Genomic DNA, 26,499 nt, shown 5'->3' on the forward strand with positions numbered 1-26,499 from the left:
GTTGCCGGGAACCCGCACTCCGTGCACCCCCATATCGAGGACTACGCGCTCATCGGCGACGAACAGACCGCCGCCCTGGTCGGCATGGACGGATCCGTCGACTGGCTGTGTCTGCCCCGCTTCGACTCGGCCGCCTGCTTCGCGAGAATGCTCGGCGACGAGGACAACGGCCACTGGCGCATCGCCCCCGTGGGGGCGGACCGCTGCACCCGGCGCGCCTATCGCCACGACACCCTCGTCCTGGACACCGAGTGGGAGACCGAGCACGGGGCGGTCCGGGTCACCGACCTGATGCCCCAACGGGACCGCGCCCCCGACCTCGTCCGCGTCGTCGAGTGCCTCGACGGCGAGGTGACGCTTCACAGCGTCCTCAAACTGCGCTTCGACTACGGCTCGATCGTCCCCTGGATGCGCCGGTCCGACGGCCACCGCGTCGCCGTGGCCGGCCCGGACTCGACCTGGCTGCGCAGCGAGCCGGAGGTGCACAGCTGGGGCGAGGACTTCGCCACGCACGCGGAGTTCACCGTCACGAAGGGGGAAAAGGTCGCTTTCGTCCTGACCTGGCACCCCTCCCACGAGGAGCGCCCCCCGCTCGTGGACCCGTACGACGCGTTGCGCCACAGCGTGGAGGACTGGCGGGCCTGGGTGTCGCGCTGCCGCTACAACGGCCCCCACCGGGACGCCGTCGTCCGCTCCCTGATCACGCTCAAGGCGCTCACCTACGCCCCCACCGGCGGCATCGTCGCCGCCCCCACGACGTCGCTGCCGGAGGAGCCGGGCGGAGTACGCAACTGGGACTACCGTTACTGCTGGCTGCGCGACTCCACCCTCACCCTGAACACGCTGCTCGCGGCGGGCTACCAGGAGGAGGCCGAGGCCTGGCGGAACTGGCTGCTGCGCGCGGTCGCGGGCGATCCCGCCGACCTGCAGATCATGTACGGCCTGGCGGGTGAGCGACGGCTGCCCGAGTTCGAGCTGCCGTGGCTCTCCGGTTTCGACGGGTCGGCCCCCGTGCGCATCGGCAACGACGCCGTGAACCAGCTGCAGCTGGACGTCTACGGCGAGGTCATGGACTCCCTTTCCCTGGCCCGTGAGTCGGGCCTGTCGGCCCAGCCGGACGTGTGGGCGCTGCAGACGGCCCTGCTGGACTTCCTGCGGACCCACTGGCGGCAGCCGGACGAGGGGCTGTGGGAGGTACGCGGTGGCCGTCGCCAGTTCGTGCACTCGAAGGTGATGGTGTGGGTGGCCGCCGACCGCGCCGTACGCACCCTGGAGCGCCATCCGGAACTGAGCGGCGACCTCGACGGCTGGCGCGCCCTGCGCGACGAGGTGCACCAGGAGGTGTGCGACAAGGGCTACGACGCGGAACGCAACACCTTCACGCAGTCCTACGGCTCGCGCGAACTGGACGCCGCGCTGCTGCTCATCCCGCGCGTCGGCTTCCTGCCGCCGGACGATCCGCGGGTGATCGGCACGATCGAAGCGGTCCGCGAAGAGCTGGCCCACGACGGCTTCCTGCGCCGCTACAGCACGGACGACGGCGAGGTCGACGGGCTGCCCGGTGGCGAGGGCGCCTTCCTGGTGTGCTCGTTCTGGCTCGCGGACGCCCTGCACATGACGGGCCGTACGAAGGAGGCCTGCGAGCTGTTCGAGCGGCTGGTGGGGCACGCCAACGACGTCGGGCTGCTGTCCGAGGAGTTCGACCCGGTGACCGGCCGGCAGCTCGGCAACTTCCCCCAGGCGTTCAGCCACATCGGCCTGGTGAACACCGCCCTCGCCCTGTTCGGTGAGGACGGTGCAGGATAGGGGCCATGGATCTTGGACTGAAGGACCGGGTGTACGTCGTCACCGGGGCCACCCGCGGCCTCGGCAACGCCACCGCGCGCGAGCTCGTCGCGGACGGGGCGAAGGTGGTCGTCTCGGGGCGGGACGAGAAGAGCGTGGCCGAGGCGGCGGCCGAGCTGGGACCGAACGCGGTCGGGGTCGCCGTCGACAACGCCGACCCGGAGGCGGCGGCCCGGCTGATCGGGGCCGCGCGGGAGCACTTCGGCCGTTTCAACGGCGTCCTCGTCAGCGTGGGCGGGCCGCCGGCCGGGTTCGCCGCCGACACCACGGACGAGCAGTGGCAGACGGCGTTCGAGTCGGTGTTCCTCGGCGCGGTACGGCTGGCTCGCGCCGCGGCCACCGAGATGGAGGCCGGGGGTGTCATCGGGTTCGTGCTGTCCGGGTCGGTGTACGAGCCGATTCCGGGGCTGACCATCTCGAACGGGCTGCGGCCGGGGCTGGCGGGCTTCGCCAAATCACTCTCCGACGAGCTGGGGCCGCGCGGTATCCGGGTGGTCGGTGTCCTGCCCGGCCGGATCGACACCGACCGGGTACGGCAGCTGGATGCGCTGTCGGCGGACCCCGAGGCGACCCGGGCGGCTTCGGAGTCCCGCATCCCGCTGCGGCGGTACGGGGCGCCGGAGGAGTTCGGGCGGGTGGCGGCGTTCCTGATGTCACCGGCGGCCTCGTATCTGACCGGGGTCATGGTGCCGGTCGACGGCGGCGCGCGGCACGGATTCTGACGCCGCGCTCAACTCACCCGTTCCGCCCCGCGCTTGACGCCCTTCATCCGCACTTCCACCGGAAGTGATGCAAGGCCCGCCGACGCCCTGGCATGGGTCAGGGCACCGGTCGTGAAGTCGTTCAGGGCCACCCCCGGGTCCACGTGCGGTTCCAGTGCGAGGCGTACGTGGGCCTCGGGGGCGCTGCGACGGCCCTTGAGATGAGCATGGGCCCCGTCCACACCGTCGACGCGGGTCGCCTCCCCGGTGAGAACGTCCTCCAGGGCCCGGCCCCGCAGCAGCGCTCCCTCACCGTCGCCGGTGTCGACGAGGACCTCGGCGAGGCGGCGTCGGCGCAGCACGGCGACGAGCCACCACAGGGCGAGCAGCAGCAGGGCCGCGAGGGCGGCGATGACGACCGGCCACCACCAGCCGTCGTCACGCCAGCGGGTGCGCTCGGCGTCGCTCAGCAGCACGTCGTGCTCGCTGTCGTGGATCCACCACGAGGGCACCGGGGCGCCGAGGCCGACGGCAAGGACGGAGCCGCCCAGCACCAGCAGGATCAGGCCGATCAGCCCGAGGAACACGCGGTTGACGCTCCTGAGCACCGCTCTCACCCCTTCCGGCCGGGCCGTCGGACGCGTACCGACAGCGAGGGCGGCTTGGACAGCCCCAGGCCGTTCACCGCGTCGCCGAGCACGGCGTCCAGATCGGTTCGTACGTCGTCCAGTTCCCGGAAGTGCGACACGGCGCGGACTTTCGCCCGCCGGCGGCGCACCCGGGCCTCCGCCGACTGCACACCGGCCACCTCCACGGCCCGGTCCCGCAGCGCGGTCTCGGCTGCGGCCCGGTGCAGTCCGGCGCGTACGTCGGCGTGTGTGCGCCGCATCGGGAGCACGGCCCGCAGGCCGGGTGTGACCGCCAGGGTCAGCAGCCACAGACCGAGGACGGCGGCCACCCCGGCGCCGACGCGCACCCAGGTGTCGTCGAGGGGCCGTTCGGCGAGCTGCCGGGCCAGTTCCCGGCGCCAGTACATGCCGGGCCGGCCGGCGCGCACGGAGACGACGTCGTAGAGGAACAGCCCGGAAAGGCCCAGGAGCAGCAGGGCGACGATGCCCGCGGGGACACGGCGCGCCGACCAGAAGCGGCCCGCGCGGCCGTCCTCGTCCCGGGCCGCCGACGGTCGTCCCTCGGCGGCCGGCGTCGGGGAACGGCCGGGTCCGTCGCCGTTCTCCGTCTCCTGCCGGCCGAGGACGGGCAGACGCTGTGTGGTGCCCTCGGGGGGCTGTGTGCCCTCGGGTTCGCTCATCGCGTCCTCCCCTCCAACGCGCCGGGCGCGGCGGCCAGATGCAGCCGCTCCACCTGGACGACGACCTCCGGCACCTGCATGCCCGCCAAGGAACCCACCCGCTCGACGACTTGGTGACGCACCTCTCGGCAGCGGGCGCCGATGTCGCACGGGTAGTCCAGGTCGATGTGGACCCGGACGTGGGCCACCTCGTGGTGGACGACGACCGACGCGGACGGCCGGTCGGCGTCGGGCGGCAGCGTGCCCACGGCCTCGTGGGCCGCCTGCGAGGCGATCTTCGCGACCACCCGGTCGGCGATCCGGGTCGCGCCGCGCTCGCCCGGCGGGACGACGGTGCGAGGTCTGTCGAGCTCACCGGTCCCCGTGCTCACCGGCGTCACCGCCGCCGTTCACGGGGCCGGAAGAAGTCGCCGAGTTCCATGTCACCGTCCAGGAACCGCCCGACGACGAAGCCGACGGCGCCCAGTGCCGCCACCAGCAGAAAGGCACCGAATCCACCGAAATATCCGGCGAAAGCCAGCGCCATGCCGGCGATCATGCCGACCACGGCCATACTCATGCGCTCCTCAGCTCCTCAGCCGTTGTGCCGTCCGATGCCCGTACCTCACTGGATCCGGCGCTCCGGTTCCTCTTCCTCCTCGTCCGGCAGCTTCACGTCGCTCACCGCGATGTTGACCTCGACGACCTCCAGGCCGGTCATCCGCTCCACGGCGGTGATCACGTTCTCCCGTACGTCGCGGGCCAGATCGGCGATCGACACGCCGTACTCGACGACGATCTCCAGGTCGAGGGCCGCCTGCACCTCGCCGACCTCGGCCTTCACACCGCGCGTCACCGACTTCTGGCCGCCGGGCACGCGGTCGCGCACGGCGCCGAAGGTGCGGGACAGGCCGCTGCCCATGGCGTGTACGCCGTCGACGTCACGGGCGGCCATCCCGGCGATCTTCTCCACCACGCCGTCCGCGATGGTCGTCCGGCCCCGGGAAGCCGGGTCACCACCACCGCGCTTGACCAGCGGGCTCCTGCGCGCCGTGGGCGTCTCGGAATCCCCGCCCCGGTTGTCGGTCATGTCAGTCATCGCCGTACGTCCCTTTCGGTCGTCGTCCTGGCACCACCGTAAGCACGGTTACGCGGGAGCGCGCCTCTGATGCGGCAGGCTGGAGGAATGACGGCCGATCGATGGACGCAGGCAGTGAGACATCAGCTGGGAATCGGCAGGCTGCTGCCGCTGGGTGACGCGCGGGACGGCGCGTGGATCGCGGAGGGGGCAGCCGAGGCGGTGCTGCGGAGCGCGGCGTGGGACACGCCGGGCGTACGCCTGGCCGCGCTCCGTGTCGCGCTCTGCGACACGGAGGACACCGCGGAGCCGGCCGTACCGGCTCCGCCGAGCGCCCTGCCGCCGGGGCCGCTGCGGGTGACGGCGGAGTTCGCGGCGACGGCCGCGCAGCCGTTGCCGGCGACGGCCTCCCGGCTGCGGGCGACACTGGCGGCCGCCGCGACCCGGCTCGGGCTGGCGGTGACGGAGGTGGATCTGCGGGTGACGGGGCTGCTGGGCGATCAGGAGCCGGCTGGAGCGGGGTCCGCCGCGCCTCTTCCCGAACCGCCGGGTGCCGCGCGGGCCGAGGGCGGCGACGAGGCCCGGGTGGCCGCCGCCGCGCTCGGAGTCCGGGGCGTGCTCCATCTGACCGGCACGCTGGGCCACCCCGTGCGCATCGAGGAACGCCCCTCCGAGGACGCCGCGCCGGCGCACCGCCATGTCCGGCTGGAGCTGGCGGTGGGTGCGGACCAGCGGGCCAGGGACGTGGCCCGCGAGGTCCGGACGGCGGTCAGGAGGGTGCTGCCGGATCACCCGACGGTGGCGGTCGTGGTGAGCGCGATCGGCTGACCGCGCTCCCGTCCGGTGAGGCCGCTCTCAGTCCCCGATGCCCGCGAGGTCCCGCAGCCGGCGGGCCTGGGACTGGCGCTCCGCCGCGCGCTGCTCCTCGTGGGTGCGGTCCTGGGCGCCGCGCAGCAGGGCCTTGGTCTCGACGACCGCGTCACGGGGCGCGGCGAGCACGGCCGAGACGAGGTCGCGGACGGTGGCGTCGAGCTGGTCGGCGGGCACGGCGAGGTTCGCGAGACCGGTGTTCACGGCCTCCTCGGCCATGACGAAGCGCCCGGTCACGCAGATCTCCAGCGCGCGGGCGTATCCGACGATTCCCACCAGCGGGTGCGTGCCCGTCAGGTCGGGCACGAGCCCGAGGCCGGTCTCGCGCATGGCGAACTGCACGTCGTCGGCGACGACGCGCAGGTCGCAGGCGAGGGCGAGCTGGAAGCCCGCCCCGATGGCATGCCCCTGGACAGCGGCGACGGAGACGATGTCGCTGCGCCGCCACCAGGTGAACGCCTCCTGGTATTCGGCGATGGTCGCGTCCAACTCGGCGTCCGCGCCGCGCGCGAGGTCGATGAACGACGGTTCGCCGTCGAAGCCCTCGGGCGTGAACGCCTGCCGGTCGAGGCCGGCCGAGAAGGACGTGCCCTCGCCCCGCAGCACCACGACGCGGACGGTGCCCGGCAGCTGCCGCCCGGCCTCGGTCAGCGCGCGCCACAGAGCGGGGCTCTGCGCGTTGCGCTTGGCCGGGTTGGTCAGCGTCACCGTGGCGATCGCGTCGTCGACGGTGAGCCGTACGCCGTCCTTGTCGAGTACGGGAACGAGGTCCTGGTCGGGCGAAGCCATGGGACGCCTCCGATGTGTGCGGTCGCCTTCGTGCCGTACGACGGCTTCACCGCCGTAGCAGGCCACGCTTAAGTGACTGCACAGTAACCACCCGGCCGATCAGACGACCGACCGGGTGGCCACCATCGGAGCCGAGGGGCCACCCGGGGTCAGGCCGTGGCCTTCTTACCCCGGGTCGCCCCGCCACGCCCTCGGAGCGTGACACCCGACTCACTGAGCATGCGGTGCACAAAGCCATACGAGCGGCCGGTCTCCTCGGCCAACGCCCGGATGCTCGCACCGGCGTCGTACTTCTTCTTCAGGTCTGCCGCGAGCTTGTCGCGCGCGGCGCCGGTCACCCGGCTGCCCTTCTTCAGAGTCTCGGCCACCCGTGCCTCCTCATGGGAAGTGCGCTCTGGTCTCCTCATGATCACCCCTCCGGGCCGTCATGGCCACCCATTCGGCAAGGTCCGTGAGACAAGGTTGTGACGACGGGAGCACACCCCCACATTCGGAATGCGAGATTCCGGAGAGTGCTGTCCGTACGGCCGAACGGATGGTGGAGGAAAAGGCCAGGTCAGAAAGGCGGCGCGGCCGAGCCCCGAAGAATCGGGGGCTCGGCCGCGAAATCGATGTAGGACACACCTCGGTACGAGGAGATCTCACACAGATGATGGATCACCGCTGGGCCGAATGATCCATACGCCGTTGATCACGCATTCGATCAAGCGAGAGCGACGAGATCCGCGTAGTCGGCGCCCCACAGGTCCTCGACGCCGTCCGGCAGCAGGATGATCCGCTCCGGCTGGAGTGCCTCGACCGCGCCCTCGTCGTGGGTGACGAGGACGACCGCGCCCTTGTACGTGCGCAGCGCGCCGAGGATCTCCTCGCGGCTGGCCGGGTCAAGGTTGTTGGTCGGCTCGTCGAGGAGCAGCACGTTGGCTGAGGACACCACCAGCGTGGCCAGGGCGAGCCGGGTCTTCTCACCGCCGGACAGGACGCCGGCCGGCTTGTCGACGTCGTCGCCGGAGAACAGGAACGAGCCGAGCGTCTTGCGGACCTCCACCAGGTCCAGGTCGGGGGCGGCCGAGCGCATGTTCTCCAGGACCGTGCGCTCCGGGTCGAGGGTCTCGTGCTCCTGCGCGTAGTAGCCGAGCTTGAGGCCGTGGCCCTCGATGACCCTGCCGGTGTCGGGCTTCTCCGCCCCGCCGAGCAGGCGCAGCAGGGTCGTCTTGCCCGCGCCGTTGAGGCCGAGGATGACGACGCGCGAGCCCTTGTCGATGGCCAGGTCGACGTCGGTGAAGATCTCCAGCGATCCGTAGGACTTCGACAGGCCCTCGGCCATGAGCGGGGTCTTGCCGCACGGCGAGGGCTCGGGGAAGCGGAGCTTGGCGACCTTGTCGGACTTGCGCTCGGCCTCCAGGCCGGCCAGCAGCTTGTCCGCCCGGCGGGCCATGTTCTGCGCGGCGACGGTCTTGGTGGCCTTGGCCCGCATCTTGTCGGCCTGCGAATGCAGCGCGGACGCCTTCTTCTCGGCGTTCTGCCGCTCGCGCTTGCGGCGCTTCTCGTCGGCCTCGCGCTGCTGCTGGTAGAGCTTCCAGCCCATGTTGTAGACGTCGATCTGGGCGCGGTTGGCGTCCAGGTAGAACACCTTGTTGACGACCGTCTCGACCAGGTCGACGTCGTGGGAGATCACGATGAAGCCGCCGCGGTAGGTCTTCAGGTAGTCGCGCAGCCAGACGATCGAGTCGGCGTCGAGGTGGTTGGTGGGCTCGTCGAGCAGCAGGGTGTCCGCGTCGGAGAAGAGGATCCGCGCCAGCTCGATACGGCGGCGCTGACCACCGGAGAGGGTGTGCAGCGGCTGGCCGAGCACCCGGTCGGGCAGGTTGAGCGCGGCGGCGATGGTGGCGGCTTCGGCCTCGGCGGCGTACCCGCCCTTGGTGAGGAACTCCGTCTCCTGGCGCTCGTACTGCTTGAGCGCCTTCTCGCGGGTGGAGCCCTGGCCGTTGGCGATGCGCTGTTCGTTGTCGCGCATCTTGCGGAGCAGCACGTCCAGGCCGCGGGCGGACAGGATGCGGTCGCGGGCCAGGATGTCGAGGTCGCCGGTGCGGGGGTCCTGCGGGAGGTAACCGACCTCGCCGGAGCGGGTGATGGTGCCGCCGGCCGGGATGCCCTCGCCCGCCAGGCACTTGGTGAGGGTGGTCTTCCCCGCGCCGTTGCGGCCGACCAGGCCGATGCGGTCGCCCTTGGCGATGCGGAACGAGGCGTTTTCGATGAGGACGCGGGCACCGGCGCGCAGCTCGATACCGGAGGCGGAGATCACGGACAGACTCCAGGGCGGATACGGGGGCGGGATGGACGGCTGAGGACGTTCCCGCCGTCTAATGCGCGAGGAGAATGGCCATGAGGACAGTCTAACGGGGACGTGCAACCACTTTTTCTGTGTGCGGGTGTTCGATCACCGGCGGCCGGACGCAGGGCCGCTGTCAGCACCCGGTGGAAGACTGAGCGGTGGGCCGGACTCCGGCTCCTCCCGGCGGGGGGACACGCAGCGAGACACGAGGAAGTGATCGCCATGGCAGGCACGTCCGGCGGGCGCCCGAGCATCTACCCCACGCTGCTGTACGCCGACGCGAAGGCGGCGATCCGGCAGCTCACGGAGGCCTTCGGCTTCACGGAGCTGTCGGTGTACGAGGGCGAGGACGGCTCGGTGACACACGCCGAGCTGGCGCAGGGCAACGGCGCGGTGATGGTCGGCACCAAGGGCCGCGGCGGCGTGTTCGACGCAGCCATGAAGAACGCGGGCACCACGGGGGTGTACGTGGTGGTGGACGACGTCGACGGCCATCACCGGCACGCCGTGGACCACGGCGTGGAGATCCTGATGCCCCCGACGGACCAGGACTACGGATCGCGGGACTACATGGCCCGGGACCTCGAGGGCAACGTGTGGAGCTTCGGGACGTACGCGCCCGAGATGGCGGGCTGACCGCCGCGGGGCGTGCCGCGGGGGCGCCCCGCGGGGCTCAGCTGCCGCCGGTGTGCACCTGGAAGGCGGCCCGGCGCACCGCCTTGGCCAGCGCCGGGTCGGGGTGCGCGGCGGCGAGGGCCACCAGGACCTGCACGGTGCGCGGGTGGCCGACGGCGCGTACCTCGTCCAGGAGCATCGGGACGGTCGGCTGCACCGCGGACTCCAGGTGGCGCACGAGCAGCGGCGCCTCACCGTGGTCGGCGACGGCGGCGGCGGTGTCCACCCACAGCCAGGTCGCCTCCTGGCGGGTGAGGACCTCGTGGGCGTCCTCCGGGTCGGCCCCGTCGTGCTCGGCCAGCCACAACAGCGCATACGGCCTGAGCGTCGGCTCGGTCAGCACGGCGCGGACGTCCGGCTCGGCGGGCGCGCCGACCACGCGCAGCGCCTCGAAGGCGAGGCCGCGCAGCAGGGCGTCCTCGCCGCGGGCGGCGCCGAGGAGCTCGGTGACGGCGCTGCCGACGGGGCGGGCGGCGAGCCAGGCGCGGTACTCGGCACGGGCCGCGTTGGGGCGCAGCTGGGCACAGCCGCGGAGCATGTCCTCGGCGGCCTGCTCGATGTTCCCGGCGGGGCTCTGCGCGGCGACGCAGATCTGCTCCAGCTTGATCCAGACGGCCCAGCTGCCGAGCGGGGTGAGCGTGGCCTGGCCGTCGCCGTAGGTGAGGGCGCCGACAAAGGCGAGGGCGCGCAGGGCCCAGTCGAGCAGGGGGGCGAGCGGGGCGTCGGTGGGCTCCGGTTCGGCCGGCGGCTCGGGCTGGGGGCCGTAGGGGATCTCGCAGCGGGCGGTGCGCAGCTCGGTGACGCGCTGCTCCAGGAGGTCGAGGAGCTGCTCGACGGGGACGGGCCCGGCGGACAGCTGGAGGAAGGAGAGCACCTGCGGCATGGCCGAGACGACCTCGGCGACGGCGGCGGGCTCGTGCTCCGCGGGCTCCGGATGGGCGAGCGACCAGGCGTCGAAGAGTGCGACCCAGCCGCGCAGCACGGCACTGTCGTCGCGGTCCCAGGCGCGCAACCGCCAGCCGGGGCGTGCGCTGTCGCCGTGCACCTCGACGAGACCGGCGAGGCGGGCGGTGTCCCAGTCGGCTCTGACCTGAGCCGCGGTCAGACCCAGCTCGCGGGCGGCCCGTTCCGCGGTCGCGTCGGAGAGGGTGGCCTTGCCGTCGTCGGTGGCGCTGTCCCGGCCGGGGCCGAGCGCGGTGTCGGCCCAGCGGGCGACGCGGGCCGCGTCGGCGAGACCTGAGCGTGCCATTCTGGCCAGTTCCGCCGGTGCCGGAGTGCCCTCCGGGGGGCGTGGTGCGGGTCGGCGCGAGCGCCGCTGGTTCATCGCTGGAGGGGCGGCGGCCAGGGGTCGCGGGCGGACGAGTCGAAGCCTGGAGTCGCGCGGGATACGGGACGTCACGGGTGCAGTCTTCCGGTTGACGGTCCGAAAACCCAAACGGAATGTCACGGCGGGCGACGGGGATGGCCAACGCACCGGTTGCCGGAAGTGGTCGAGGGCCGGGAACCGGCCAGTGGTACGACGCTAAACGGAATCATCGCGACCGATCGGCGGGGAGGGGGAGGGGGCGTGGTTGCGACGGGGCGAAGGGGGCGTGAACGAGGGGGGAACGCCAGAAGCCGCGACAGGGGCCGCACCCCGGCGGCGGATGTGAACGAGGTCATATGAGAGGTCACATGAGGGGGGTCAGGAAGCGCCTGAGGGCTTCCTCGTAGGCCTTGGGATCGGCGTTCCACATGGCTCCGTGAGGGGCGTCGCGGACGGTGTGGAAGGCGACCATGTCGGGGCGGGCGTCGGCCAGGCGGCGCGAGAACTGCCAGGGGGCGACGGCGTCGTCCGGCCCGTGGAGGACGAGCACCGGGACCCGGAGCTCGTCGGCCGGGAGGGTGCCCGCGACGCGGTCGGCGGACAGGCCGGTGCGGCCCTGGGCGGCGCGGACCGCGAGGGGCAGCAGCGCGCCCGGGGTGCGGCGGGCCGAGGCGAGGGCGCGCAGGGTGGCCTCCCAGCTGAGCACCGGGGAGTCCAGGACGAGCCCGGAGATCCGCTCGCGCAGGCCGGACCGCGCGGCGGCGCGCAGGGCCATGGTGGCGCCGGTGGACCAGCCGTGCAGGACGACCTGGCGGGCTCCGTGGCGCACGGCGTGGCGGATGGCCGCGTCGAGGTCGCGCCACTCGGTCTCGCCGAGGTGGTTCAGCCCGTCGGGCGGGCGGGGCGCGCCCAGGTCGCCGCGGTAGGCGAGGGCGAGCACCGGGAACTGGCTGCGGTGCAGGAATCCCATGACGTTCAGGGCGAGTTCCCGGGTGGTGCCCAGGCCGTGCACGGCGATCACCCAGGTGTCCCGCTTGCCCGGCACGAACCACGCGGGCAGGGCGCCGAGTTCGCCGGGGATGTCGACGTCGGCGTGTTCGAGCCCGAGAGCGCCCGGGTTGCCGACGTACACGTTCGGGGTGAGCCACACCTTGTCGCCGGACGCCAGCGTGCCGTGCGTGACGCTCTCCAGCCGGCGCACGACGGTGTCGGCGGAGTGCGAGGCGCCGGTCAGGACGGGGCCGACGACCGCGTGGGAGCCGTCCCCGGACAGGCCGTAACGGCCGGGGCGCAGGGCGGCGAGGTCCCGGGTGAGGGTGATGCGCCCGGCGGCGGTGCCGTGCACGGTGAGCCGGGGTTCGGTGGGCAGCGGCCTGCCGGGGGGCGCCTTGAGCGCGGCGTCGCTGGCGAGCCGGCCGGCGGCCACCGCGGCGGCACCGGCTCCGATCATGGCGGTGACGGCAGCGGCCGTCGCTTTGACAGTGCGCACGGCTCCAGTGTCCTGGCGGATGCCGTGGGCGACCAGTGGGGGCGACGGCGGGGTGACGTCCGCGGCGGCCGCCCGGACGGCTCAGCCTCGCTGGCCGTAGCCGCGCAGGCGCTCCTCCACCTCGGTGAGCTGTTCCCGGGACAGCAGGCCGGGGGTCAGGCCCGGCACCGAGGAGGCGGTCAGCCACAGACGGCACATCCACTCCAGCTGGGCGGTGCGGTCGTAGGCCTGGGCAAGGGTGCCGCCGTAGGTGACGGTGCCGTGGTTCTGGAGGAGGCAACCGGAGCGGCCGGCGAGGGCGCGGAGCATGTTCTCGGCCAACTCGTCGGTGCCGTACGTGGCGTACGGGGCGACCCGGACGGGGCCGCCGAGCGCCGCGGCCATGTAGTGGATCAGCGGGAGCTCGCGCACGAGCGTCGAGACGGCCGTCGCGTGCACGGCGTGGGTGTGGACGACGGCCAGGGCACCGGTCGTGCGGTAGACGGCGAGGTGCATGGGCAGCTCGCTGGTCGGGACGAGCGTGCCGAGGACCTGCCGGCCGTCGAGGTCGACGCCGGTCACGTCGTCCGGCGCCAGGCGGTCGTAGGGCACACCCGACGGCGTGACCAGGACCGTGTCGCCGACGCGCACCGACACGTTGCCGGACGTGCCGACGACGAGTCCGTCCGCGACCGTCCGGCGGGCCGTCGCGACGAGGTCCTCCCAGGCCCGCGCCTCCTCGGGGCGCGCACTCCCGCGCCGCTCCCCCGCGCCCGGTCCGGCCTGCCGTGCGCCTCCCGTGCCCCGCCCGTCGCCTCGCAGCTCAGCCATGCCCCGATCCTGCCAGGCGGAGGCTCAACCCGCCGCCGGGCGGGGCAGGTTACGCGGCGGGAGATCTGCGGACATGCACCGATCCTCCGACGCGCTCCGGGGAATTTCGCCGTGCACGTCGCCGTCCCGGACCGGCCGGAACACACCGCCGCCCGCGCGCCACATCGCATACAACCCGCAGGACAGGCAGCACGGCCGCTACGGCCTGCCCGGGCAGGGCGGGGACGGTCGGCCGGATCAAGTGGTTCGGCGACGAGACCGAGCGGCCGACCGGCCGCCGACCGGTGATGCGCACGACCGCCCGCGGGTGGATCACCGGCACCGGCGGCAGCGGCCCCTCCGCGGCCGGCCACCCCCCTGGCAACGGCAGCCACTCCCTGCCGGGTGACCGAAATCTCTTCAGCGGGTCGCTCGATCGGCTGAAGCGGTTCGCGCGGGGCTCGTGACCAACGGGCGCCGGGGCCGCCGTTCCGGGACGGAGTCGCGACCTCCTTCTGCGGTCACCCCCACGACCTTCTCAGTTCACCTTCCGTTCATCCAGGTTGCCTACGTTCATCCGGTCAATGACCTCGAACGATTGCCTGGGTAAATGGAAAGCTTCTCGCTGATCCTCGCGATTGTGGTAGTAACCGCACTCGCGTTCGATTTCACGAACGGTTTCCACGACACCGCGAACGCCATGGCCACGACCATCTCCACGGGCGCCATGAAGCCCAAGCCCGCAGTGGCCATGTCCGCGGTTCTCAACCTGGTCGGCGCCTTTCTGTCCGTCGAAGTCGCCAACACGATCTCCAAGGGCCTCGTCGACGAGGCCGGCATCCGTCCCGAGGTCATCTTCGCCGCCTTGGTCGGCGCGATCCTCTGGAACCTGCTGACCTGGCTGGTCGGTCTGCCTTCCAGCTCCTCCCACGCCCTCATGGGCGGCCTGATCGGCGCCACGATCGCCTCGGCGGGCGTCGGCGCGGTGCACGGCGACGTGCTGGTCACCAAGGTGCTCATCCCGGCGATCGCCGCCCCGCTGGTCGCGGGCGTCGCGGCGATGCTCGCCACACGGCTGACCTACTCCCTCGGCAGCAAGGCCGACGACAAGGCGTCCAAGAAGGGCTACCGGGCCGGCCAGATCGCCTCCGCGGGCCTGGTCTCCCTGGCCCACGGCACCAACGACGCCCAGAAGACGATGGGTGTCATCACCCTCGCCCTGGTCGCCGGCGGCGCCGTCGCCCCCGACTCCGACCCGCCCATGTGGGTCATCCTCTCGGCGGGTCTCGCCATCGCGCTCGGCACGTACCTGGGTGGCTGGCGCATCATCCGCACCATGGGCAAGGGACTGACCGACCTCCAGCCGCAGCAGGGCTTCGCCGCCCAGACCTCCGCGGCCACGGTCATCCTGGCCTCCTCGCACCTCGGCTTCTCCCTCTCCACGACGCACTCCGTGTCCGGTTCGGTCATGGGCGCGGGACTCGGCCGCAAGGGCGGAGTGGTGCGCTGGTCCACCGCGACGCGGATGTTCGTCGCCTGGGGCCTGACGCTGCCGGCGGCCGCCCTGGTGGCCGCCCTCGCCGAGTACGTCACCGGCTTCGGCAACTGGGGCACCGCCGTGGTGGCCGTCTTCCTCATCGCCTCCAGCGCGGCGATCTGGAAGCTGTCGCGGCGTGAGGTCGTCGACCACACGAACGTCAACGACACCGACGCGGCGGAGCCGGCCGGTGTGGTGACCGCGGCGATGGCCGCGGTGACGCCGCCGCCCGCGGGCGGCACGGTCGCCGAGGAGCCGGTCCACCCGTTCCCGGCCCAGGCCACCGCCGAACGGACGCCGACCACGACCACGACGGTCTGACCCCGCCCACCGGTTACAAGGAAGAGTCTCCGATATGAAGATCGACTGGGCGGCCCTCGGCTCCGTCTTCGGTGTCAGCCTCGTGGCCACCGTGGCCCTCGTCGGCCTGTTCACCCTCGGCATCACCGGCCTGTCGCGCCGCGAGCGCGCGGTGGCGCAGGGCGGGTCCGCCGGGCTCGCGGTCACGGGAGCGTACACGTGCTTCGCGGCGTGCGCGGCGGCCGTGGGCTACGGGATCTACCTGATCGTGGCCTGACGGCCCGACACACCTCGTGTCCGCCGGGCGGTGCGGGACTTCGGTCCCGCGCCGCCCGGTCGTCGTGTGCGGGAAGGGGCCGGTGTGGGGTTCTCCACACTCTCCCCTCGCAGGTCAACGGCAAGTTGACGGGGGTTGCCGGCCGTGGTGGACTGCCGGGGCCAGTACGGCGGCAGGAGAGGAAGCCGGTGAGATTCCGGCGCGGTCCCGCCACTGTCACCGGGGTGACGATCCCCGGGAGCCAGGAACTCTCGCCGCCGGTCTCGTCGAACCAGGGCGTGGACACCCTGAGTGAGGACACGTATCGCCATGCGCGGCTGCCGATCCCGTTCCAGCACCCCACCTCCGCCTGCCCTTCCGGCCGGCTGAGCCCATGGGTGCCGGTCGCGTCTTCGCGTACGGCGCCGCCGCCGGTCTGATCGGTGACCTGCTGCTCGGTGATCCTCGCCGAGGGCATCCGGTCGCCGCGTTCGGACGGGCCGCGGGCGCCGTGGAACGGGTGTTGTGGCGGGACCACCGCGGGTGGGGCGCGCTGCACACCGCCGTGTGCACCTCGGGGGCCGTCGCCCTCGGTTCCGTCGCCGCGCGTGCCGTGCGGACCTCCTCCGTCACCTCCGTCGCGCTGACGGGTGCCGCCACCTGGGCCGTCGTCGGGGGGACTTCGCTCGCCCGGGAGGCGCGTGCCGTCGGGCGTGCCCTGGAGGCCGGTGACGTCGAGACGGCCCGGGCCCGGCTGCCGCGTCTGTGCGGGCGGGACCCGCAGGCCCTCGACGCCGACGGGATCGCCCGGGCCGTGGTCGAGTCGGTCGCCGAGAACACCTCCGACGCGGTGGTGGGGGCCCTGGTGTGGGGAGCCGTCGGCGGGGTGCCGGGGCTGCTCGGGTTCCGGGCCGTCAACACCCTGGACGCGATGGTCGGACACAAATCCGCCCGCTACCGGCGGTACGGGTGGGCCTCCGCGCGGCTGGACGATGTCGCGGGCTGGCCGGGAGCGCGGCTGACCGCGGTCCTCGCGGCCCTGGCCGGGCCGGACCCCCGGGGCGCCGTGCGGGCCTGGCGGGCCGACGCGGCGAAGCATCCGAGCCCCAACGCCGGTCCGGTGGAGGCCTCTTTCGCGGGGGCTCTCGGGGTGCGGCTGGGCGGGACGCTCTCGTACGGCGGGCGGGTGGAGCACCGGCCCGTGCTGAACACGCAAGGGCGTGCCGTCGGCACGCGCGATGTCGAACGGGCCGTGCGGCTGTCGCGGCGCGTCACCTGGCTCGCGCTCGGGGTGTGCTCCGGCGCGCGGTTGCTCAAGAGGGGGAAATGACGTGAGCGGTGGTCTTCTCGTCGCCGGTACCACCTCCGACGCGGGCAAGAGCGTCGTGACCGCCGGGATCTGCCGGTGGCTGGTGCGGCAGGGCGTCAAGGTCGCGCCCTTCAAGGCGCAGAACATGTCCCTGAACTCCTTCGTGACGAAGGAGGGGGCCGAGATCGGGCGGGCGCAGGCCATGCAGGCGCAGGCCTGCCGCATCGAGCCGACCGCGCTGATGAATCCCGTGCTGCTCAAGCCCGGGGGTGAGCAGAGCAGTCAGGTCGTGCTGCTGGGCAAGCCGGTCGGGGAGATGAGTGCGCGCGGGTACCACGGCGGGCGGCAGCGGAGACTGCTCGGGACGGTGCTGGACTGCCTGGAGCAGTTGCGGGGCACGTATGACGCGGTGATCTGTGAGGGGGCCGGTTCTCCCGCCGAGATCAACCTGCGGCGGACGGACATCGTGAACATGGGGATCGCCCGGAACGCCGGGCTGCCCGTGCTCGTCGTCGGCGACATCGACCGGGGTGGGGTGTTCGCCTCGTTCTTCGGGACGGTGGCGCTGCTGTCGCCCGAGGACCAGCGTTGCGTCGCCGGGTTCCTCGTCAACAAGTTCCGCGGGGACGTCTCCCTGCTGGAGCCGGGTCTGGACATGCTGCGCGACCTGACCGGGCGGCGTACGTACGGCGTACTGCCGTTCCGCCACGGCCTCGGGATCGACGAGGAGGACGGGATGGGGGTCCCCCCTGCTCGAGCGGAGTCGAGAGCTTGGGGGAGGGTTTCACTGCGGGGAGCGGTGCGGGAGTCCCTGGTCGCCCCGCCGGTCGGCGAGGACGTGCTGCGCGTCGCGGTCTGCGCCGTGCCGCTCATGTCCAACTTCACCGATGTGGACGCGCTGGCGGCCGAACCGGGCGTCGTGGTGCGGTTCGTGGACCGGCCGGAGGAACTGTCCGACGCCGACCTCGTCATCGTGCCCGGCACCCGCGGGACGGTCCTCGCGCTGGAGTGGCTGCGCGAGCGCGGCCTCGCCGACGCGCTGGCCCGCAGGGCCGCCGAACAGCGGCCCGTCCTCGGCGTCTGCGGCGGTTTCCAGATCCTCGGCGAGCACATCGAGGACGACGTCGAGAGCCGCCGGGGGCATGTCGACGGGCTCGGGATCCTGCCCGTGCGGGTGCGGTTCGCCCGCGAGAAGACCCTCACCCGGCCTGCGGGCGAGGCCCTCGGCGAGCGGGTGGAGGGCTACGAGATCCATCACGGCGTCGCCGACGTCACCGGAGGAGTCCCCTTCCTGGACGGCTGCCGGGTCGGCCAGACCTGGGGCACCCACTGGCACGGCTCACTGGAGTCGGACGGTTTCCGGCGGGCCTTTCTGCGGGAGGTGGCGGCCGCCGCGGGCCGCCGCTTCGTGCCCGCGCCGGACACCTCGTTCGCCGCTCTGCGCGAGGAGCAGCTCGACCGGCTCGGCGACCTGATCGAACAGCACGCGGACACGGACGCGCTGTGGCGGCTCATCGAGTCCGGCGCGCCGCAAGGACTGCCCTTCATTCCACCGGGAGCGCCCGCATGAGCACAGTGTTGTTGTTGTCGACCGCCGACACGGACCTGCTGGCGGCCCGGGCCGCCTCCGGTGCCGACTACCGGATCGGCAACCCCACCCGCGTGGACGTCCGGGAGGAGCTTCCGGCCCTGCTGGACGGCGCCGGCATCGCCGTCGTCCGGCTGCTCGGCGGCAAGCGGGCCTGGGAGGACGGGCTCGCCGCCCTGAAGGCCTCCGGCATCCCCACCGTGCTGCTGGGCGGGGAGGCCGTGCCGGACGCGGAGTTGATGGCCGAGTCGTCCGTCCCGGCCGGTGTCGTGGCCGAGGCGCTGAAGTACCTCGTGGAGGGCGGGCCGGACAACCTCACCGAACTCGCCCGGTTCCTCTCGGACACCGTGCTGCTGACGGGCGAGGGGTTCGTCGAGCCGCGCAAGATGCCGGAGTACAGCGTGCACGGCCGGCGCTCCCGGGTGGAGGGCCGGCCGACCGTCGGCGTGCTCTTCTACCGTGCCCACCACCTGAGCGGCAACACCGCCTTCGTCGACACCCTGTGCGACGCGATCGAGGCGCGGGGCGCCAACGCGCTGCCCGTGTACTGCGGTTCGCTGCGCGGCGCGGACCCGGGGCTGTACGAGATCCTCGGGCGGGCGGACACCCTGGTCGCGACCGTGCTCGCCGCCGGCGGCACCCACGCCTCGCAGGCCTCGGCCGGCGGTGACGAGGAGGCGTGGGACATCGGCGCCCTCGCCGAGCTGAACATCCCCGTGCTGCAGGGCCTCTGCCTGACGTCCTCACGGCAGGCCTGGGCGGAGTCGGACGCCGCCCTCTCCCCCATGGACGCCGCGATGCAGGTGGCCATCCCGGAGTTCGACGGGCGGCTGATCACCGTGCCGTTCTCCTTCAAGGAGCAGGGCCCGGACGACGTGCCCGTGTACGTCGCCGACCCGGAGCGGGCCGCGCGCGTCGCCGGCATCGCCGTACGGCACGCGCGACTGCGGCACAAGGAGAACGCCGAGAAGAAGCTCGCGCTGGTCTTCACCGCGTACCCGACCAAGCACTCCCGGGTCGGCAACGCGGTCGGACTCGACACCCCGGCCTCGGCGGTGCGGGTGCTGGACGCGCTGCGGGACGCCGGGTACGTCGTCGAGGGACATCCGGACGAGGGTGACGAGCTGATCCACCGGCTCATCAACGCCGGCGGGCACGACGTGGAGTGGCTGACGGAGGAGCAGCTGGCCGCCGCGCCCGCACGGGTGCCGCTGGCCGACTACCGGGCGTGGTTCGAGAAGCTCGACCCGGAGCTGAAGGACGCCATGACCGAGGCCTGGGGTGAGCCGCCGGGCAATCTCTACGTCGACGGGGACGACATCGTGCTGGCGTCCCTGCGGTTCGGGAACGTCGTCGTGATGATCCAGCCGCCGCGCGGTTTCGGCGAGAACCCGATCGCGATCTACCACGACCCGGACATGCCGCCGTCCCACCACTACATGGCCGCCTACCGGTGGCTGGAGAACGGTTTCGGTACCGACGCCATCGTCCACATGGGCAAGCACGGCACCATGGAGTGGCTGCCCGGCAAGGGCCTCGGGCTCGGCGGGGGCTGTGCCCCGGACGCGGTCCTCGGAGACCTGCCGCTGATCTACCCGTTCATCGTCAACGACCCGGGCGAGGGCACCCAGGCCAAGCGGCGCGGGCACGCCACGGTCGTGGACCACCTCGTGCCGCCGATGGCCCGCGCCGACACCTACGGCGACCTGGCCAAGCTGGAGCAGCTCCTCGACGAGTACGCGCTCGTGTCGGACCTGGACCCGACGAAGGCCCCGACCGTGCGCGCCCAGATCTGGACGCTGGTCAAGGCGGCCGAACTCCATCACGACCTGCATGTCGACGAGCAGCCGGACGACGAGGCGTTCGACGAGTTCGTCATGCACATCGACGGCTATCTGTGCGAGATCAAGGACGTGCAGATCCGCGACGGCCTGCACATCCTGGGCGGCGGGCCGGTCGGCGAGCCGCGCGTCAACCTCGTGCTGGCCGTGCTGCGCGCCTCGCAGGTGTGGGGTGGCCAGGCCAACGCGCTGCCGGGGCTCAGGGCGTCGCTGGCGCGGCACTTCGGTCTGGTGGAGAAGGAACTGCTGGCCGAGCCGGGTGCCGCGGTGAAGGCGCCCGTCGAGCTGACCGACCTGGTGGACGGCCCGGCCCGCAGCGCCGCCGACGCGATCGATCTGCTGGAGCAGCTGTGCCGGCGGATCGCGGAGGGCATGGAGGAGCGCGGCTGGGCCATCGCCGAGAGCGGGCCGCTGATCCGGGAGGTCCTCGGCGCCGAACTGCCCGAGGCCGTCGCCGTGCTGGAGTTCGCCTGCGCCGAGGTCGTGCCGCGGCTGGAGAAGACCACCGACGAGATCGGGCACATCCTGCGGGCCCTGGAGGGCGGCTACGTGCCGGCCGGACCGTCCGGTTCGCCGACCCGCGGGCTCGTCAACGTCCTGCCGACGGGCCGGAACTTCTACTCCGTCGACCCCAAGGCCATTCCGTCCCGGCTGAGCTGGGAGGTCGGGCAGTCGCTCGCCGACTCGCTGGTGCAGCGGTATCTGCAGGACACCGGCGAGTACCCGACGTCCGTCGGTCTGACGGTGTGGGGCACCTCGGCCATGCGCACCCAGGGCGACGACATCGCCGAGATTCTGGCGCTGCTGGGCTGCCGGCCGGTGTGGGACGACGCCTCGCGGCGCGTGACCGGGTTCGAGGTGATCCCCCTGGCCGAGCTCGGCCGGCCGCGCATCGACGTCACGGTCCGTATCTCGGGCTTCTTCCGGGACGCGTTCCCGCACGTGGTGGGGCTGATCGACGACGCCGTGCGCACGGTCGCCGACCTGGACGAACCGGCCGAGTCCAACCACGTCCGGGCGCACGCCGACCAGGACACCGCCGAGCACGGGGACCGCCGGCGGGCCACCGCCCGCATCTTCGGCTCCAAGCCGGGGGCGTACGGGGCCGGTCTGCTGCCGCTGATCGACGCCCGCAACTGGCGCTCCGACGCGGACCTCGCCGAGGTGTACGCGGTGTGGGGCGGTTACGCCTACGGGCGAGGGCTCGACGGCCGGGCCGCGCGCGGGGACATGGAGACGGCGTTCAAGCGGATCGCCGTGGCGGCGAAGAACGTCGACACCCGCGAGCACGACCTGGTCGACGCCGACGACTACTTCCAGTACCACGGCGGCATGGTCGCCATGGTGCGCCACCTGACGGGGACGAGCCCCGAGGCGTACGTCGGTGACTCGGCCACCCCGGACCAGGTGAAGACCCGCACGCTCGGCGAGGAGACGCACCGCGTCTTCCGCGCCCGGGTGGTCAACCCGCGCTGGATGGCGGCGATGCGGCGGCACGGCTACAAGGGCGCCTTCGAGATGGCGGCGACCGTGGACTACCTGTTCGGGTACGACGCCACGGCCGGGGTCGTGGACGACTGGATGTACGAGAAGCTCAGCGCCGAGTACGTCTTCGACCCGGAGAACCGGGACTTCATGAAGAAGTCCAACCCCTGGGCGCTGCGGGGCATCACCGAGCGGCTGCTGGAGGCCGCCGAGCGCGGACTGTGGGCCGAGCCGGACGCCGAGACGCTGGAACGGCTGCGGGCCACCTACCTGGAACTCGAAGGCGACCTGGAGGGCGACGACAAGTGAGCACCCCCTTTCCGTTCACGGCCGTCGTGGGCCAGGACGACCTGCGGCTCGCGCTGCTGCTGAACGCGGTCTCACCGGCGGTCGGCGGTGTGCTGGTGCGCGGTGAGAAGGGCACGGCCAAGTCAACGGCGGTGCGCGCCCTGTCGGCGCTGCTGCCGGAGGTGGGGGTCGTCCCGGGCTGCCGCTTCTCCTGCGACCCGGCCTCCCCCGACCCGGCGTGCCCGGACGGGCCGCACGAGGCCGGCACCGGCGTCGAGCGGCCCGCCCGGATGGTCGAGCTGCCCGTCGGCGCCTCCGAGGACCGGCTGGTCGGCGCGCTGGACATCGAGCGGGCCCTGTCCGAGGGCGTGAAGGCCTTCGAGCCGGGCCTGCTCGCCGACGCGCACCGCGGGATCCTCTACGTCGACGAGGTCAACCTCCTCCACGACCACCTGGTCGACCTGCTGCTGGACGCCGCCGCGATGGGCGCCTCCTACGTGGAGCGCGAGGGCGTCTCCGTGCGGCACGCCGCCCGCTTCCTGCTCGTGGGCACCATGAACCCCGAAGAGGGCGAACTACGGCCGCAGCTGCTCGACCGGTTCGGGCTGACCGTCGAGGTCGCGGCCTCGCGGGAGCCGGACCAGCGGGTGGAGGTCGTCCGGCGGCGCCTGGCCTACGACGACGACCCCGGCGGATTCGCCGCGCGCTGGGCCGAGGAGGAGGCCGCCGTACGGGCGCGGATCATCGCGGCGCGGGAGCTGCTGCCGTCCGTGCGGCTGGGCGACGGCGCGCTGCGGCAGATCGCGGCGACCTGCGCGGCCTTCGAGGTGGACGGCATGCGCGCGGACATCGTGATGGCGCGGACCGCCACGGCACTGGCGGCCTGGGCCGGGCGCACGGAGGTGCTCGCCGAGGACGTCCGGCAGGCGGCGCTGCTCGCCCTGCCGCACCGGCGGCGGCGCAACCCCTTCGACGCGCCGGGGCTCGACGAGGACAAACTGGACGAGACGCTGGAGGAGTTCGGCGGCTCGGACGAGGACGATCCGGACCCGGACCCGGGGCCGGACGGACCGGGCGGGGGCGGCGGACAGCCGGAACCCGACGACGCTCCGCAGGGCGACGGCGACACCGGGGCCCGGCCCGAGGCCGGGGAGAACGGGCAGCCGCAGCCCTCGGGGGCCGGCGAGCAGTCGGCCGTACGGGCTTCCGAACCGTTCCGGACGAAGGTGCTGAGCGTGCCCGGGATCGGCGAGGGGGCCGCCGGGCGGCGTTCGCGGGCGCGGACCGAGCAGGGGCGGACGACCGGGGCCCGGCGGCCGCGGGGCGCGCTCACCAAGCTGCACCTGGCGGCCACCGTGCAGGCCGCGGCGCCCCACCAGCGGGCGCGCGGACGCTCCGGACCGGGCCTGGTCGTGCGCCGGGACGATCTGCGGCAGGCCGCCCGCGAGGGGCGCGAGGGCAATCTCGTGCTGTTCGTCGTGGACGCCTCCGGTTCGATGGCGGCACGGCAGCGGATGAGCGCGGTGAAGGGCGCCGTGCTGTCGCTGCTGCTGGACGCCTACCAGCGGCGCGACAAGGTGGGACTGGTGACCTTCCGGGGCTCGGACGCCGACGTCGCGCTGCCGCCGACCTCGTCCGTGGACGCTGCGGCGGCCCGGCTTGAGACCCTGCCGACCGGCGGGCGCACACCGCTCGCCGCCGGGCTGCTGCGCGCCCACGACGTGCTGCGCGTGGAGCGGCTGCGCGATCCCGCGCGGCGGCCGCTGGTCGTGGTCGTGACGGACGGACGGGCCACCGGTGGCCCGGAGCCCGTCGCGCTGGCCGGGCGCGCGGCCCGGCTGTTCGCGGCCGACGGGGTCGCCTCGGTGGTCGTGGACTGCGAGTCGGGGCCGGTGCGGCTGGGGCTCGCCGGGCAGCTCGCGGGTGAACTGGGCGGTACGGCCGTGACATTGGACGAGCTGCGGGCGGACAGCCTCGCCGGGCTCGTGAAGGACGTGCAGGGGAGGGCCGCGTAATGCCGCAGGGACAGCCGAGTGTGGTGCCGGACGACGGGCTGACGACACGGCAGCGCCGGAACCGTCCGCTGGTCGTCGTGCACACGGGCGTCGGCAAGGGCAAGTCCACCGCCGCCTTCGGGCTCGCGCTGCGGGCCTGGAACCAGGGATGGCCGATCGGGGTGTTCCAGTTCGTCAAGTCGGCGAAGTGGAAGGTCGGCGAGGAGAACGCGCTGCGGGTGCTCGGCGCCTCCGGCGAGGGCGGGTCCGTCGACTGGCACAAGATGGGCGAGGGCTGGTCCTGGGTGCAGCGCGATGCCCAGATGGACAACGAGGACAAGGCCCGGGAGGGCTGGGAGCAGGTCAAGCGTGACCTGGCCGCCGAGACGTACCGGCTGTACGTGCTGGACGAGTTCGCCTACCCGATGCACTGGGGCTGGGTGGACACGGACGAGGTGATCTCCGTACTCCGGGACCGGCCCGGTACCCAGCATGTCGTCATCACCGGGCGGAACGCGCCGGGCAGGCTCGTGGACTTCGCCGATCTCGTGACCGACATGTCCAAGGTCAAGCATCCGATGGACGCGGGCCAGAAGGGCCAGAGGGGCATCGAGTGGTGAGTGCTTCCGTCCCTCGGCTGGTCATCGCCGCGCCCTCCTCGGGCAGCGGCAAGACCACCGTCGCCACGGGGTTGATGGCCGCGTTCGCCGCGCGGGGGCTCGCCGTGTCCCCGCACAAGGTCGGGCCGGACTACATCGACCCCGGGTACCACGCGCTCGCGACCGGGCGGGTGGGACGGAACCTCGACGCGTACCTGTGCGGGCCCGAGTTGGTCGGGCCGCTGTTCCTGCACGGTGCGCGGGGGTGTGACATCGCGGTCGTCGAGGGCGTGATGGGGCTGTACGACGGGGCCGCCGGAGAGGGTGAGCTCGCCTCGACGGCTCATGTCGCCAAGCTGCTGCGGGCGCCGGTGGTGCTGGTCGTCGACGCGTCGTCGCAGTCGCGGTCGGTGGCGGCGCTGGTGCACGGGTTCGCGTCCTGGGACCCGGAGGTGCGGGTCGGGGGCGTGATCCTGAACAAGGTCGCCTCGGACCGGCACGAGGAGTTGCTGCGGGAGGCGCTGGAGCAGGCCGGGGTGCCGGTGCTCGGGGTGCTGCGGAGGGCTCCGCAGGTGGACACGCCGTCGCGGCATCTGGGGCTGGTGCCGGTCGCCGAGCGGCACGCTGCCGCGGTGGAGGCCGTGGCGGCGATGGGTTCGCAGGTTGCCGCCGGGTGTGATCTGGACGCGTTGGCGGGGCTGGCACGTGCTGCCGGAGCCGTACCCGGGGGCTCCGCCCCCTGGACCCCCGCCTCGCCCACCCACCACCCGGCTCGGTCGGACGAGAAGCGAGCGCCCGTCGTCGCCGTCGCCGGTGGGCCCGCCTTCACGTTCTCCTATGCCGAGCACACCGAGCTGCTCGCCGCCGCCGGGGCCGAGGTCGTCACCTTCGATCCGCTGCGGGACGAGGAACTGCCCGAAGGAACCGCCGGGCTGGTGATCGGGGGCGGGTTCCCCGAGGTGTACGCCGCCGAGCTGTCCGCCAACGCCCGGCTGCGCGAGGCCGTTGCCGCCCTGGCGGAGAGCGGCTCTCCGGTCGCCGCCGAGTGCGCGGGGCTGCTGTATCTGGGCCGGGAGCTGGACGGACTGCCGATGTGCGGGGTGCTGGACGCCGGGGCGCGGATGACCGAGCGGCTCACCCTGGGCTACCGGGACGCCGTGGCCGTGGGCGACAGTGTGCTCGCGGCGGCCGGGACACGGATGCGGGGGCACGAGTTCCACCGGACCGTCGTGGAGCCCGGGTCGGGGACGGAGCCCGCCTGGGGGGTCCGCGGCCCCCGGCCGCGGGTCGAAGGTTTCGTACAGCGCGGTGTGCACGCGAGCTATCTGCACACGCACTGGGCGTCCGAGCCCGGTGTCGCCCGTCGGTTCGTGGAGAGGTGCCGGACGTCATGAGCAGCAGGCTGGTCGGAGTCGGGGTGGGCCCCGGTGATCCGGAGCTGGTGACCGTCAAGGGCGTGAACGCCCTGCGGGAGGCGGACGTGGTCGTCGTGCCCGTGATGGACACCCTGGAGCGCGGTCGGGCCGAGGCGACCGTGTCGCACTACGTGCCCGAGGAGAAGGTCGTCCGGGTCGTGTTCGCGCTGAACGAGCGCAGCGACCGGGGGCGGCGCGAGGCGGCGTGGGACGCGGCCGGGGGGCGGGTCGCCGAGCTGCTGAGGGATCACGGCGGCGTCGCCTTCGCGACCATCGGCGATCCCAACGTGTACTCGACCTTCACGTACCTCGCGCAGACCATCGTCGAGCTGGTGCCGGGCGTGGTCGTGGAGACCGTCCCCGGGATCACCGCCATGCAGGACCTCGCGGCCCGGTCGGGCGCCGTGCTGACCGAAGGCACCGAGCCGCTGACGCTCGTGCCCGTCACCGCGGGGGCGACCGTGCTGAAGGAGGCGCTGGCGGGGCCAGGGACCGTCGTCGCCTACAAGTTCGGGCGGCAGGCGCACGAGGTCGCCGGGGCGCTGCGGGAGACCGGGCGGCTCGCCGACGCCGTGTGGGGGTCGGCGCTCGGGCTGCCGGAGGAGTCCATCCGCCCGGCGGCCGCGCTGGACGGCGCTCCCCTGCCGTACCTGTCGACGCTCATCGCCCCCGCGCGGCGCGACGGCGGACGCGGCGGCAAGTTGTGACACCCGTGAACCACGAGA

At 73.1% G+C, this 26,499-nt stretch carries 24 protein-coding genes and 1 riboswitch; of the genes, 13 read left to right on the forward strand and 11 right to left on the reverse strand.

Annotated features, from left to right (window positions below; genetic code table 11):
* Window positions 1-21: 21 nt before the first annotated feature.
* On the forward strand, window positions 22-1,806 hold the full coding sequence (locus ABTX62_RS17885; protein WP_352117046.1) for a glycoside hydrolase family 15 protein: 1,785 nt from the start codon (window positions 22-24) through the stop codon (window positions 1,804-1,806).
* Window positions 1,807-1,811: 5 nt separating this feature from the next.
* The gene (locus ABTX62_RS17890) at window positions 1,812-2,567 is read left to right on the forward strand and encodes an SDR family oxidoreductase (RefSeq protein WP_352117047.1); all 756 of its coding nucleotides are present in this window, start codon (window positions 1,812-1,814) and stop codon (window positions 2,565-2,567) included.
* A gap of 8 nt (window positions 2,568-2,575) precedes the next feature.
* Here the strand turns inward: ABTX62_RS17890 and amaP are convergent, their stop codons facing one another.
* From amaP to ABTX62_RS17915, 5 genes are read right to left on the reverse strand one after another with little or no spacing between them, the layout of a single operon-like run.
* Window positions 2,576-3,163 (reverse strand): alkaline shock response membrane anchor protein AmaP, encoded by a 588-nt coding sequence (gene amaP / locus ABTX62_RS17895; RefSeq protein WP_352117048.1) that lies wholly within the window; start codon window positions 3,161-3,163, stop codon window positions 2,576-2,578.
* Window positions 3,160-3,855, reverse strand: coding sequence for a DUF6286 domain-containing protein (locus ABTX62_RS17900; RefSeq protein ID WP_352117049.1), 696 nt, complete (start codon window positions 3,853-3,855; stop codon window positions 3,160-3,162). Before ABTX62_RS17900 ends, amaP begins: the two co-directional genes overlap by 4 nt.
* Window positions 3,852-4,235 (reverse strand): hypothetical protein, encoded by a 384-nt coding sequence (locus ABTX62_RS17905; protein WP_352117050.1) that lies wholly within the window; start codon window positions 4,233-4,235, stop codon window positions 3,852-3,854. The genes ABTX62_RS17900 and ABTX62_RS17905 overlap by 4 nt, the downstream gene beginning before the upstream one ends.
* Window positions 4,232-4,414 carry a hypothetical protein gene (locus ABTX62_RS17910; protein ID WP_352117051.1) on the reverse strand — a complete coding sequence of 61 codons (183 nt, stop codon included), beginning with the start codon at window positions 4,412-4,414 and terminating at the stop codon, window positions 4,232-4,234. The genes ABTX62_RS17905 and ABTX62_RS17910 overlap by 4 nt, the downstream gene beginning before the upstream one ends.
* Before the next feature lie 45 nt (window positions 4,415-4,459).
* Complete coding sequence (locus ABTX62_RS17915) at window positions 4,460-4,933, reverse strand: Asp23/Gls24 family envelope stress response protein (RefSeq protein WP_352117052.1); 474 nt, start codon at window positions 4,931-4,933, stop codon at window positions 4,460-4,462.
* 87 nt (window positions 4,934-5,020) lie between these two features.
* On the opposite strand from ABTX62_RS17915, the gene ABTX62_RS17920 reads away from it, so the two are divergent.
* The gene (locus ABTX62_RS17920; RefSeq protein ID WP_352117053.1) at window positions 5,021-5,740 is read left to right on the forward strand and encodes a nucleopolyhedrovirus P10 family protein; all 720 of its coding nucleotides are present in this window, start codon (window positions 5,021-5,023) and stop codon (window positions 5,738-5,740) included.
* A gap of 27 nt (window positions 5,741-5,767) precedes the next feature.
* On the opposite strand, the gene ABTX62_RS17925 is transcribed toward ABTX62_RS17920, so the two are convergent.
* From ABTX62_RS17925 to ABTX62_RS17935, 3 genes are all read right to left on the reverse strand, one after another.
* Window positions 5,768-6,571, reverse strand: coding sequence for an enoyl-CoA hydratase/isomerase family protein (locus ABTX62_RS17925; protein WP_352117054.1), 804 nt, complete (start codon window positions 6,569-6,571; stop codon window positions 5,768-5,770).
* A gap of 149 nt (window positions 6,572-6,720) precedes the next feature.
* Window positions 6,721-6,939 (reverse strand): helix-turn-helix domain-containing protein, encoded by a 219-nt coding sequence (locus ABTX62_RS17930; protein ID WP_010037790.1) that lies wholly within the window; start codon window positions 6,937-6,939, stop codon window positions 6,721-6,723.
* A 335-nt stretch (window positions 6,940-7,274) separates the two neighbouring features.
* The gene (locus ABTX62_RS17935; protein WP_352117055.1) at window positions 7,275-8,873 is read right to left on the reverse strand and encodes an ABC-F family ATP-binding cassette domain-containing protein; all 1,599 of its coding nucleotides are present in this window, start codon (window positions 8,871-8,873) and stop codon (window positions 7,275-7,277) included.
* 252 nt (window positions 8,874-9,125) lie between these two features.
* Here ABTX62_RS17935 and ABTX62_RS17940 point away from each other — a divergent pair, with 252 nt between their 5' ends.
* Entirely contained in the window at window positions 9,126-9,539 is a 414-nt protein-coding gene (locus ABTX62_RS17940) for a VOC family protein (protein WP_352117056.1), read from the forward strand.
* Between the two features lie 37 nt (window positions 9,540-9,576).
* Here ABTX62_RS17940 and ABTX62_RS17945 read toward each other — a convergent pair whose 3' ends face one another.
* The 3 genes from ABTX62_RS17945 to ABTX62_RS17955 form a co-directional block, all read right to left on the reverse strand.
* Complete coding sequence (locus ABTX62_RS17945; protein ID WP_502997971.1) at window positions 9,577-10,977, reverse strand: hypothetical protein; 1,401 nt, start codon at window positions 10,975-10,977, stop codon at window positions 9,577-9,579.
* A 271-nt stretch (window positions 10,978-11,248) separates the two neighbouring features.
* Window positions 11,249-12,373: an alpha/beta hydrolase family protein gene (locus tag ABTX62_RS17950; RefSeq protein WP_352117058.1), complete on the reverse strand. Its 1,125-nt coding sequence runs from the start codon at window positions 12,371-12,373 to the stop codon at window positions 11,249-11,251.
* 81 nt (window positions 12,374-12,454) lie between these two features.
* Window positions 12,455-13,183 carry a class II aldolase/adducin family protein gene (locus tag ABTX62_RS17955; protein WP_352117059.1) on the reverse strand — a complete coding sequence of 243 codons (729 nt, stop codon included), beginning with the start codon at window positions 13,181-13,183 and terminating at the stop codon, window positions 12,455-12,457.
* A 589-nt stretch (window positions 13,184-13,772) separates the two neighbouring features.
* Here ABTX62_RS17955 and ABTX62_RS17960 point away from each other — a divergent pair.
* From ABTX62_RS17960 to cobI, 9 genes are all read left to right on the forward strand, one after another.
* A complete protein-coding gene (locus tag ABTX62_RS17960) occupies window positions 13,773-15,020 on the forward strand; it encodes an inorganic phosphate transporter (protein WP_352117060.1) in 1,248 nt (415 codons plus the stop codon).
* A gap of 34 nt (window positions 15,021-15,054) precedes the next feature.
* Window positions 15,055-15,276 (forward strand): hypothetical protein, encoded by a 222-nt coding sequence (locus ABTX62_RS17965; protein WP_283972122.1) that lies wholly within the window; start codon window positions 15,055-15,057, stop codon window positions 15,274-15,276.
* 153 nt (window positions 15,277-15,429) lie between these two features.
* Window positions 15,430-15,549, forward strand: a riboswitch (cobalamin riboswitch).
* A gap of 100 nt (window positions 15,550-15,649) precedes the next feature.
* Window positions 15,650-16,585 carry a cobalamin biosynthesis protein gene (locus tag ABTX62_RS17970; protein ID WP_352117061.1) on the forward strand — a complete coding sequence of 312 codons (936 nt, stop codon included), beginning with the start codon at window positions 15,650-15,652 and terminating at the stop codon, window positions 16,583-16,585.
* Window position 16,586: 1 nt separating this feature from the next.
* Entirely contained in the window at window positions 16,587-18,134 is a 1,548-nt protein-coding gene (locus tag ABTX62_RS17975; protein WP_352117062.1) for a cobyric acid synthase, read from the forward strand.
* The gene (gene cobN, locus ABTX62_RS17980; protein ID WP_352117063.1) at window positions 18,131-21,787 is read left to right on the forward strand and encodes a cobaltochelatase subunit CobN; all 3,657 of its coding nucleotides are present in this window, start codon (window positions 18,131-18,133) and stop codon (window positions 21,785-21,787) included. Before ABTX62_RS17975 ends, cobN begins: the two co-directional genes overlap by 4 nt.
* Window positions 21,784-23,781: a putative cobaltochelatase gene (locus ABTX62_RS17985; RefSeq protein WP_352117064.1), complete on the forward strand. Its 1,998-nt coding sequence runs from the start codon at window positions 21,784-21,786 to the stop codon at window positions 23,779-23,781. Before cobN ends, ABTX62_RS17985 begins: the two co-directional genes overlap by 4 nt.
* Window positions 23,781-24,380, forward strand: a complete 600-nt coding sequence (gene cobO / locus ABTX62_RS17990) for a cob(I)yrinic acid a,c-diamide adenosyltransferase (protein ID WP_352117065.1) — start codon at window positions 23,781-23,783, stop codon at window positions 24,378-24,380. Before ABTX62_RS17985 ends, cobO begins: the two co-directional genes overlap by 1 nt.
* Window positions 24,377-25,753 (forward strand): cobyrinic acid a,c-diamide synthase CobB, encoded by a 1,377-nt coding sequence (locus ABTX62_RS17995; protein WP_352117066.1) that lies wholly within the window; start codon window positions 24,377-24,379, stop codon window positions 25,751-25,753. The genes cobO and ABTX62_RS17995 overlap by 4 nt, the downstream gene beginning before the upstream one ends.
* Complete coding sequence (gene cobI, locus ABTX62_RS18000; protein WP_352117067.1) at window positions 25,750-26,481, forward strand: precorrin-2 C(20)-methyltransferase; 732 nt, start codon at window positions 25,750-25,752, stop codon at window positions 26,479-26,481. The genes ABTX62_RS17995 and cobI overlap by 4 nt, the downstream gene beginning before the upstream one ends.
* The last annotated feature ends 18 nt before the right edge of the window (window positions 26,482-26,499 follow it).

Origin of the sequence: Streptomyces sp. NPDC096046 (assembly GCF_040303285.1) — a bacterium.
Lineage (GTDB): Bacteria > Actinomycetota > Actinomycetes > Streptomycetales > Streptomycetaceae > Streptomyces.